Annotated in this window: 3 protein-coding genes and 1 pseudogene; 3 read left to right on the top strand and 1 reads right to left on the bottom strand. The window is 64.6% G+C overall.

Annotation, left to right across the window (positions count from 1 at the left end; genetic code table 11):
- Nucleotides 1–153, bottom strand: a 153-nt coding sequence (locus tag H7965_RS29570; RefSeq protein ID WP_186773799.1) for a transposase, incomplete at its 3' end; no start/stop codon positions are given.
- Between the two features lie 66 nt (nt 154–219).
- On the opposite strand from H7965_RS29570, the pseudogene H7965_RS29565 reads away from it, so the two are divergent.
- The 3 genes and pseudogenes from H7965_RS29565 to H7965_RS29555 form a co-directional block, all read left to right on the top strand.
- Nucleotides 220–849: pseudogene (locus tag H7965_RS29565) on the top strand (integrase core domain-containing protein); the annotation flags it as partial.
- 271 nt (nt 850–1,120) lie between these two features.
- The gene (locus tag H7965_RS29560; protein ID WP_186774054.1) at nt 1,121–2,065 is read left to right on the top strand and encodes a PAS domain-containing protein; all 945 of its coding nucleotides are present in this window, start codon (nt 1,121–1,123) and stop codon (nt 2,063–2,065) included.
- A gap of 63 nt (nt 2,066–2,128) precedes the next feature.
- A partial coding sequence (locus tag H7965_RS29555; protein ID WP_186773799.1) for a transposase occupies nt 2,129–2,281 on the top strand: 153 nt, incomplete at its 3' end.

Here is a 2,281-nt window from a genome sequence, read left to right as displayed (position 1 = left end):
CCCCTCCATGGCCTGTCGCTTCCACTCGCCCACCATGGTCTGGTGAATGCCGTGCTTGGCCGCCAGCTGCGCCGTCGTCAACTCACCCCGCAGCGCTTCCAAAGCAACCTTCGCCTTGAAATCCGCCGAATACCGCATCCGCTTGCCCGTCATCCGGGTCCGTCCTTCTCACAGGCGAACCGAGCTTACCCACCTGTCCGAAATCCGGGGACCACCTCACTGCGGCGGGAGGGCTGGGCAGTGAATGCCAAGCGGGTCTGGCGTCTGTACCGGCTGGAGGGTCTGCAACTGCGGAGCAAGACGCCGAAGCGGAAGGTCTCGGCCACAAGCTGCGGCAGGACCGGCCGGCGGCAGGCGCACCGAACGACACCTGGGCGATGGGCTTCCTGTCGGACCAGCTGTTCGACGGCACCGGATCCGCATCCTGACCATCGTGGATGCCCACAGCCGGATCTCGCCTGCGATCGACGTGCGGCTGAGCTACCGCGATGCGGATGTGGTCGAGACGCTTGAGCGGGTGACAACATGCTACGGCCTGCCCCGCCAGATTCGTCTCGACAACGGCCCCGAGATCATCTGCCGTGACCTGGACCTCTGGGTCTATGCCCCGGGTGTGGTGCTGGACTTCTCTCGGCCGGGCAAGCCAACCGACAACGCCTTCGCGGAGAGCTTCAACGGCAAGGTCCGGGCGGAGTGCCTGAACGCTAACTGGTTCCTCAGCCTGGAAGATGCCCGGCGAAAATGCGAAGCTTGGCGGTGGACTACAACGAGGTCCGGCCACACAGCTCGATCGGCCACAGAGCCCCGATCGAGCTGGCCAACGCCGCAGGACAGGGTCCTCCGTCCTGAGGCATCCAAGCCGGAATTTTGCTGCTCCGGCTGGTCCAACATTGGGGGCAAGTCCAAGGAGGCTGGATTTTCCCGCTCCGGCTGGTCCAAAACCCGAGGCAAATCTAAAGGGATTGCACCGGGTCACGCTGTCCGTTGAACAGCCGGAGGCGTGACTGCGTTGTCCGGCTATTCTGGATCGCCGTTTCGGCGGCCACAACTGAAAGGAAGAAGTTTGGCTAGAGGTCGGCCTCCCTCCTTCGAGGAGAGCCTAGCCAGTACCGGGGGCGAGATGGGCCGCCTCATCCCGTCGTGTGACTGGGCCAGCTCCCCGCTCGGTCCGCTCGACAGGTGGCCGCAGAGCCTCCGGACGGCACTCGGCATCATCCTGCGGTCCCCCGTGCCGATGGTACTGCTGTGGGGCGAGGACGGCATCATGCTCTACAATGACGCCTACTCGGTTTTGGCCGGCGGCTGCCATCCAGGGCTCCTGGGTTCGAAGGTCCGCGAGGGCTGGCCCGAATTATCCGACTTCAATGACAACGTCATGAAGGTCGGCCTTGCCGGCGGCATGCTCTCCTACAGGGACCAGCAGCTAACGATTCACCGGAACGGCGTGCCTGAGCAGGTCTGGATGGATCTGAGCTACTCGCCCGTCCCGGACGAGAGCGGGCGGCCAGTAGGCGTGATCGCTATCGTCGTCGAGACGACAGAGCGGGTCCTGGCTGACCGGCGGAAGGCAGCCAAGCGTGAACGCTTGGTTCAGATGTTCGAACAGGCCCCCGGCATTATCGCGATGACCGAGGGGCCTGAGCACGTCTTTGTTTTATCGAACGCGGCAACCCGGACCCTGACCGGCCGTGATGACATGGTTGGCAAGACAGTGCGCGAGGCGCACCCCGAGCTTAAAGGCCAGGGCATACTCGAAATGCTCGACCGGGCCTACACGACCGGGAAGCCGTGCCGCGGTGAGGCGGTGCCGGTGCAGCTGAACCGCCGCCCTGGCGAGCCCGCCGAGGAACGCTTCATCGACATCATCTGCCAGCCGGTCTTTGGGGAGGACGGGAGGGTCAGCGGCATCTTCATCGAAGGCTCCGACGTCACGGAGCGCGTGCTCGCGGACAAGCGTCTCCGCGGGAGCGAGGAGTTTAGCCGCCGCGTGCTGGCAAGCTCGGAAGGTTGCATCCAGCTGCTCGACCTCGAAGGCCGGCTGGAGTCGATCAGCGAGGGAGGGTGAGGTGGTCCCCGGATTTCGGACAGGTGGGTAAGCTCGGTTCGCCTGTGAGAAGGACGGACCCGGATGACGGGCAAGCGGATGCGGTATTCGGCGGATTTCAAGGCGAAGGTTGCTTTGGAAGCGCTGCGGGGTGAGTTGACGACGGCGCAGCTGGCGGCCAAGCACGGCATTCACCAGACCATGGTGGGCGAGTGGAAGCGACAGGCCATGGAGGGG

The sequence above is a fragment of the Siccirubricoccus deserti genome, assembly GCF_014283215.1.
Lineage (GTDB): Bacteria > Pseudomonadota > Alphaproteobacteria > Acetobacterales > Acetobacteraceae > Siccirubricoccus > Siccirubricoccus deserti.
This window is presented reverse-complemented; position numbering and strand designations above follow the sequence as displayed.